The sequence below is a fragment of the Archangium gephyra genome (assembly GCF_042230915.1).
Lineage (GTDB): Bacteria > Myxococcota > Myxococcia > Myxococcales > Myxococcaceae > Archangium > Archangium gephyra_B.
The window spans coordinates 11,582,501-11,590,000 of sequence record NZ_CP102578.1; the positions used below are offsets into that span (position 1 = coordinate 11,582,501).

At 62.5% G+C, this 7,500-nt stretch carries 4 protein-coding genes, 1 tRNA gene, 2 rRNA genes and 1 pseudogene (2 of these 8 only partly in view); 4 read left to right on the forward strand and 4 right to left on the reverse strand.

Annotated elements, in window-relative coordinates; translation table 11 throughout:
- Positions 1-775, forward strand: a pseudogene (locus NR798_RS45845) (IS66 family transposase) (its annotated part extends 74 nt beyond the left edge of the window); the annotation flags it as partial.
- Positions 676-1,029 carry a transposase gene (locus NR798_RS45850; protein ID WP_375768960.1) on the forward strand — a complete coding sequence of 118 codons (354 nt, stop codon included), beginning with the start codon at positions 676-678 and terminating at the stop codon, positions 1,027-1,029. The pseudogene NR798_RS45845 and the gene NR798_RS45850, both read left to right, overlap by 100 nt.
- Before the next feature lie 173 nt (positions 1,030-1,202).
- Here NR798_RS45850 and NR798_RS45855 read toward each other — a convergent pair whose 3' ends face one another.
- A complete protein-coding gene (locus tag NR798_RS45855) occupies positions 1,203-1,343 on the reverse strand; it encodes a hypothetical protein (protein ID WP_375768961.1) in 141 nt (46 codons plus the stop codon).
- A gap of 390 nt (positions 1,344-1,733) precedes the next feature.
- Between NR798_RS45855 and NR798_RS45860 the strand changes: the two genes are divergently transcribed.
- Together NR798_RS45860 and NR798_RS45865 are read left to right on the forward strand one after the other, a co-directional pair.
- Positions 1,734-1,856 carry a hypothetical protein gene (locus NR798_RS45860; RefSeq protein WP_375768962.1) on the forward strand — a complete coding sequence of 41 codons (123 nt, stop codon included), beginning with the start codon at positions 1,734-1,736 and terminating at the stop codon, positions 1,854-1,856.
- A 670-nt stretch (positions 1,857-2,526) separates the two neighbouring features.
- Positions 2,527-3,483: a hypothetical protein gene (locus NR798_RS45865; RefSeq protein WP_375768963.1), complete on the forward strand. Its 957-nt coding sequence runs from the start codon at positions 2,527-2,529 to the stop codon at positions 3,481-3,483.
- 543 nt (positions 3,484-4,026) lie between these two features.
- On the opposite strand, the gene rrf is transcribed toward NR798_RS45865, so the two are convergent.
- The 3 genes from rrf to NR798_RS45880 form a co-directional block, all read right to left on the reverse strand.
- Positions 4,027-4,143, reverse strand: a 5S ribosomal RNA gene (gene rrf / locus NR798_RS45870).
- A 167-nt stretch (positions 4,144-4,310) separates the two neighbouring features.
- Positions 4,311-7,279: ribosomal RNA gene (locus NR798_RS45875) — 23S ribosomal RNA — on the reverse strand.
- 212 nt (positions 7,280-7,491) lie between these two features.
- A tRNA-Ala gene (locus NR798_RS45880) sits at positions 7,492-7,500 on the reverse strand (it continues 64 nt past the right edge of the window).

The following is a 7,500-nucleotide window of genomic DNA, read 5'->3' on the forward strand; positions in this document are numbered from 1 at the left end:
GTGCGCGCCCGTCACCGCGCCGGCTCCGCCGCGCCTCGTGGAGGGCGGGCGCTACTCGGTGGACTTCGCCGTCCACGTCGCCCTCCAGAAGTATGGCTTCCACCTGCCGCTGGCGGGCCAGGAGCGCATGTTTGAGCGCGAGGGCCTGGTGGTAGATAGCCAGACTCTATGGGACCAGCTCAACGCACTGGCCCACCACCTGCAGCCCAGTTACGAGGCGCTGCCCGCGGTTGTCTTCTCCTCCCCGCTCATCCACGCGGACGAGACGCACTGGTACATGCTGAACAAGGGGCCGGGCAAGAAGTGGTACGCGTGGACGGTGGCCTGTGCGGACGCGGTGTACCACCGGATTCTGCCCAGTCGCTCCGGAGCTGTACTCGGTGACTACGCGGGCGTCGTCATGGTGGATGGCTACGCCGCCTACCAGACGGCGACGAAGTCCGGTGCGGATGGGCCGGCCTCCTGCTCGCTGGTGTTTTGCTGGGCCCACGTGCGACGCAAATTCGTGGAGGCCGAGAAGGTGGCCCCCGTGTGCGCCGAGGTGCTGGCTCTCATTGGCCAGCTGTATGCCATTGAGGCCGACCTGCCCGACCCGTACGCGCTCAGGGGCGAGCAACAGACGGCGGCGCTCGCTCAGCGGCTCGCGGTGCGACAAAAGAGAAGTCCGCCCCGCTGGTGGCTGCAATCCGCGAGTGGGCACTCGCTCAGCGCTCGCTGCCGGGCAGCGCTCCGCGCAAGGCACTCGAGTACATGCTGGAGCTGTGGAGCGGGCTGACCGTCTTCCTTTCCAATGCCTGGGTGCCGCTGGACAACAACCTGGTGGAGCACCAGCTGCGCGACATGGTGGTGGGCCGCAAGAATCACTACGGCTCCAAGTCGCTGCGCGGCACCGAGGTGGCGGCCCTCTTCTACTCGCTGATTGAGACGGCCCGCCTACGCGGTGAGGACCCGGGGTGCTACCTGCTGCGTGCCGCGCTCGCCGCCATCGACAATCCCGGCACCGTCACGCTCCCGTCCAGCTCTGACTGACGTCTCCGCGCTCTGCCTCGATGCCCGACGACTCATCCTCGCCTTGTCCAGACGGGGCGCGGCGAGCTGTTACGTTGGAGCGGCCCCCGCCGCGCTTCCTCCTACCGACCGGGAGCAGATCCTTCACCACCTGCGCGCGCCCCCTGCCCGGCAACCTCCGGGACCTGCTGCGGCTAGCCTACCACCTCGTCGCCGAGCTGGGTGACCCAGAGCGCCACCGCGCTCCCGCCGAGTGCGTCGAGCAGGCTCACCAGCCTCACCGCCCCCGCCTCCCAAAGCCTCGAGCGCGCCCTGGCCGCCGCCTTCGCCCGCAACGCGCCGCTCGAAACCGTACGCCCATGACCCCCTGCTGCTGCAGCACATCGGCATGGCCTTCCAGTCATACTTGGCGAGGGAGATCAGCCGCCTCGCCGAGGCCCGGGGCGTCGCCGAGTCCACCCTCTACACCAGCATCACTGACCGCCCCCTGCGCAACTGGAAGAAGGCCTCCGCCCCGCCTCGCCATCCTCCCCGCAGCTCCTCGAATCTCCAGTGCAAACGGCGCGCGGACCCTCGTCCGGCGCGCTGGCATCGACTTCGCTCCGCGTTCCTCGCATCTGGCTGCCCACGCCAGCAGGAGCCCTGCATATCAACGACCGCCGCATCCCCCAATCCTCCCGAAGTCCTCCGCCCCCACCGCACTGACCCGCCACGCCCGCGAGCAGATGCGCCTGCGCGGCCTCTCCGAAGAAGCCCTCGAGCTCACGCTCGCGTTCGGCCGCATCGTCTGGACTCGCGGCGCGCAAATCTTTGCCATCGGCCACCGCAAGGTGCGACGTTTTGCCTAAGCCCAAGAGGGGGTGGACTTGTCTCGCTACGAGGGTGGCCAGGTCGTCTGCACGCGGGCGGGCACCATCCTCACCGCGTACCGCAACCGTGACTTCTGCGGCCTGCGCCCCGCCCTCCGCCGTGGGCGCGCCCGCCCCGTCCGCTCTCCCCACCGCCCCCGCGACCCCGGAACCGCCCTCTCTCTGCCAGGAGCACCCTTCCCCGCCCCCTGCCTGTCATTGTCATCGAGGGCATCAGCAGAAGCATGGCGGAGGGAGGGAAGATCCAGGCGTTGAACGCGGCGGTGAAGGACATGCTCTCCTCCGCGGACGAGGAGGACGTCCAGGCCCAGATTCACGTGGCCATCATCACCTTCGGCCGGGACGGCGCCCGGCTGCACCGACTCCTTACCCCGGCGGCCCAGGCACAATCGCAGGACATGCCCGCCGATGGCAGGACGCCCAAGGGGGCCGCCTTCGAGCCAGGCGCTGGAGCTCGTCGAGGATCGCTCCCGCCGGCCCGGCCGGGCCTCCCGTCTCCCCCTCGTACTCGTCTCGAATGGTATCCCCACCGCGACGAGAGCAAGCCCTCCCTCGTGCGGCTGCTGGAGTCCGATCGGGCCTCGAAGGCCGAACGCATGGTGCTGCCAATTGGCTCGAGGCTGAGTTGCAAGCCCTGCCCGCGAAGCTCTTGGAGGTGCACGCCGGCTGGGTCAAGGACGTGGAGCCCCTGCGGCAGCGGCTGGAGGAGGCGCACCAGGCCCGCGAGGAACTGGGGATGGAACGGGCCGGGCGGCGGCGCCGGGCCGAACAGGAGCAGGAGCAGGAGCGCCAGCGCGTCCACAAGTCACGCAAGACGCATCTGCCGCGGGAGTTTGCCCGTGTGCCGTCGGGGGAGCCTCACGCTCATCGAGGTGCAGGCGGGTTGGTGCGATCGGGACGCGCTGCTCGGCCACTTCAACGCCTTCGAGGGGCGCATTACGAGAGCGACTTCCTCCAGGTGCTGTACAAGGCCCAGCCCCCCGCGTTCAAGGATCGGCTCTGTCTGATCGTCCTGGACGGGATGACCCTGTCACGGCCGGAGCAGTATTTCGCCAACCTGCTCGCCCAGCTCGAGCAGCCCGAGGCGAAGCGGAAGTTGCGGCTGGTGACGGCTCCCACCCAGAAACCGCCCCAGCACTTTCGCGACAGGCCCACCCTGGCGCTCCCGAAAAACGCGTGGTTCATCGGCACCGCCAACCATGACGAGACGACGGTCGAGTTCGCGAACAAGACGTACGATCGTGCGCACGTGATGGAGCTGCCCGGAGTCGGCAGGCCTTTCAAGCCAAGCGCCGCTCCGAGCGTCCTCCGGTGTCATACAAGGCCCATGTTGGTCGCTCTCGGGGAAGCCCGGCAAGAAGCATGCGGCTGGCGCGAGGACGGTGGCCAGGGTGGATCAGCACCTGTCTCCCCCGTGCTGGACACACACTTCCATGTGGGCTGGGGCAACCGGTTGGAGCGGCAGATCGCGGACTTCGTGCCCGTGGTGCTGGCCAGCGAAGGAACCGAGCTGGAAGCCGCCGATCACCTCTTCGCGACCAAGTTGCTGCGAAAGATTCGTGGGCGCCATGAGACCCAGCAGGAGGACCTGGATGCGCTTGGATGAAGCGGTGCGGAAGGCCTTCAAGAGCCTGAGCCCCCAGAATCGCTGAAGCTCATCAAGGACGAGCAGCTGCAGCGCCAGCGCGGGTTCTACGAGGCCTTCGAGGCTTTCGGTCGGCGTGCTTCTCACCTGCCGCGTGCTGAAGGACTTTGGCTGCCCCACGGGACGCAGAGGTGACGCGTCGCGGACGCCCACCGCTGCAATTGACCGCGGAAGACGGACGCCCCGTGGAGCTCCAGTGGCAGCAGGGGGGAAACTGGGTGCTCCGAGAGCCAGGAAAACAACCTCTCTCTCTGCGCTTCATCTCCCTGCCCGGCCTCTCCCGAGACTCACCGCACCCCGGAAGCCATTGCGTGCCTGCTCGACTGGCTCGCCCCCCCGGCACTCGAACTGCCGCCGTTCGGGCGAGCTGGAGTTCACGGCCTCAGCCAGGCGCCGGCGCAGCGCGACTGGATGGAGTGCCTGCGTGCTGGCGAAAGACAGGAGCCCGCAAAGGCGAAGGCCCCGAGTCTTCACGAATGTGAGGACTCGGGGCCTTCAAAAAAAATCCGGCAGCGACCTACTCTCCCGCGCGGTTTCCCGCGGAGTACCATCGGCTCTGGAGGGCTTAACTTCCGTGTTCGGGATGGGAACGGGTGGGACCCCTCCGACATAGCCACCGGAAAACATGTGACGCGTGCATACAAAGGGTAGTTTTCAATTTCTAGCTGGAGAAGCTGGTGCCTTCTTCCGGGCCCGGCGCCGCTCTTCGGGAGCGCGCTCGGGGCCTCGACCTTGGACTCGAATCCCCCGCTCCTCCCCGGTGGGGTGGAGCTCGTGAGAGATTGAGGTAAAGTAAGCCGCACGACCAATTAGTACCGGTTAGCTCAACGCGTTACCGCGCTTACACACCCGGCCTATCAACGTCGTAGTCTTCGACGGGTCTTCAGGGGCTTGCGCCCGGGATACCTGTTCTTGAGGTCGGTTTCCCGCTTAGATGCTTTCAGCGGTTATCCAATCGACACATGGCTACCCAGCGATGCCTCTGGCGAGACAACTGGTACACCAGCGGTGTCTCCAACCCGGTCCTCTCGTACTAAGGTCAGAGCCTCTCAAGTATCCTACGCCCACAGCAGATAGGGACCAAACTGTCTCACGACGTTTTGAACCCAGCTCGCGTACCGCTTTAATTGGCGAACAGCCAAACCCTTGGGACCTGCTCCAGCCCCAGGATGCGATGAGCCGACATCGAGGTGCCAAACCTCCCCGTCGATGTGAACTCTTGGGGGAGATAAGCCTGTTATCCCCGGAGTACCTTTTATCCGTTGAGCGATGGCCCTTCCATTCAGGACCACCGGATCACTATGACCTGCTTTCGCACCTGCTCGACCTGTCGGTCTCGCAGTCAAGCTCCCTTATGCCATTGCACTCGACGCCCGGTTTCCAATCGGGCTGAGGGAACCATCGCGCGCCTCCGTTACATTTTGGGAGGCGACCGCCCCAGTCAAACTACCCACCAGACAGTGTCCCAACTCCCGATAAGGGGGCATGGTTAGACACCAGAATCCGACAGGGTGGTATTTCACCGTTGCCTCCACCGAACCTAGCGGCCCGGCTTCAAAGGCTCCCACCTATCCTACACAGTCGAACCCTAGTGTCACTGTCAAGTTGTAGTAAAGGTTCACGGGGTCTTTCCGTCTTGCTGCGGGTAAACTGCATCGGCACAGCTATTTCAATTTCGCTGAGTCCCTCTCCGAGACAGTGCGGAAGTCGTTACTCCATTCGTGCAGGTCGGAACTTACCCGACAAGGAATTTCGCTACCTTAGGACCGTTATAGTTACGGCCGCCGTTTACTGGGGCTTCGGATCATCGCTTCGCCTTGCGGCTGACGAATCCCCTTAACCTTCCAGCACCGGGCAGGAGTCAGACCCTATACGTCGGCTTCTTGCCTTCGCAGAGTCCTGTGTTTTTGGTAAACAGTCGCTACCGCCATTTCTCTGCAACCTCTCTCGGCTTCGGCTGTACGCCTACACCTACCAGAGGCCCACCTTCTTCCGAAGTTACGGTGGAAATTTGCCTAGTTCCTTGGAGGAGAGTTCTCTCAAGCGCCTTAGGATTTTCTCCTCACCCACCTGTGTCGGTTTGCGGTACGGACACCCTGTAGACTCCCCGCGGAACTTTTCTTGGAAGCCGAGCATCAACGACTAATCCCTTGCGGGACGCCATGGGGTCTCGGGGATAGCTGCCGCGCCTTTTCATCGTACGCGACACCCCTACGCCTTTGGACTGGCACAACCACCGGCCAGCTCGTCTAGCTTTCTCCGTCCTTCCTCGGTTCAACGTCTACAAGATGGCGCAGGAATATTAACCTGCTTTCCATCACCTACGCCTTTCGGCCTCGGCTTAGGTTCCGGCTAACCCTGGGAAGATTAACTTGACCCAGGAAACCTTGGGTTTACGGCGAGGGGGTTTCTCACCCCCTTTATCGCTACTCATTTCGGCATCAGCACTCGCAACCACTCCAGCAGCCCTTGCGGTCTACCTTCGCCGTAGTTGCAACGCTCCCCTACCACTGCATGCGCCTGACGCATGCAATCCGAAGCTTCGGCGCTAGTCTTGAGCCCCGTTACATTTTCGGCGCGGCCTGTCTCGACCAGTGAGCTATTACGCTTTCTTTAAAGGATGGCTGCTTCTAAGCCAACCTCCTGGTTGTCAATGACCTGCCACATCCTTTCTAGTGTTCACTTAGACTAGACTTGGGGGCCTTAGCTGTCGGTCTGGGTTATTCCCCTCTTGCCAATGGACGTTATCACCCACTGACTGCTTCCCGGGCTAACAATTACTGGCATTCGGAGTTTGGTACGGTTTGGTAATCTGGTGAGACCCCTAGCCGTTCCAGTGCTCTACCTCCAGTATTGAATTACCCAAGACGATACCTAAATATCTTTCGGGGAGAACCAGCTATCACGGAGTTTGATTGGCCTTTCACCCCTACACACAGCTCATCCCAGAAATTTTCAACTTTCATGAGTTCGGTCCTCCATGAGGTGTTACCCTCACTTCAACCTGGCCATGTGTAGATCACCCCGCTTCGGGTTATAATGCACGCAACTGTAGTCGCCCATTTAGGACTCGCTTTCGCTCCGGCTCCACCTATCGGCTTAGCCTCGCTACGTACATTAAGTCGCCGAATCATGATGCAAAAGGTACGCCCTCGCACTGGGTTGCCCCGTAGTGCTCGGACTGCTTGTAGACATGCGGTTTCAGGTTCTTTTCATTCCCCTCACTGGGGTTCTTTTCACCTTTCCCTCGCGGTACTAGTCCACTATCGGTCGCCAAGGAGTATTTAGCCTTACCGGATGGTCCCGGCTGATTCAGGCAGGATTGCACGTGTCCCGCCCTACTTGGGTAACCCGCTCGGCCTCCACCAGTTTTCGCGTACGAGACTGTCACTCTCTCTGGTGCACCTTTCCAGGTGCTTCCGCTAACCGGCAAAGGTCCTACCGCGGACCCGCAACCCCGGTGCCACTTGCGTGGCACCGGTTTAGGCTGTTCCCGTTTCGCTCGCCACTACTCCGGGAATCACTCATTGTTTTCTTTTCCTCAGGGTACTGAGATGTTTCACTTCCCCTGGTTCGCTCCTTCGGCCCTATGTATTCAGGCCGAGGTAACGCGGTTTTCACCGCGCTGGGTTTCCCCATTCGGACATCTCCGGCTCAACGTTCGGTTGGCAACTCCCCGGAGCTTTTCGCAGCCACCCACGTCCTTCTTCGCCTCTTGGCACCTAGGCATCCACCGCACGCCCTTAGTAGCTTACTTACCTTAATCTCTCGCAAGCCCGCCTCCCGGCGGAGCCTCAGACTCGAGACCAAGGTCCAGGCCCCAGCTCTTCGCTGCGGACCCGGAAGAATGCATTTGCTTGAGCTCACCATGAAGACATGGTGAGTCGAACTTCTCTCAGCAGAAATTGAATTCTACCCTTCGTATGCACTTGTCAAAGAACGCTTCCAACCCAGTGGTTGGAAAACTTGTGGAGCTGA

Bases quoted from the DNA above. Each gene is read 5' to 3' on its own strand.
- NR798_RS45860 (WP_375768962.1), top strand. From the start codon at position 1,734: ATGCGCCTGCGCGGCCTCTCCGAAGAAGCCCTCGAGCTCACGCTCGCG.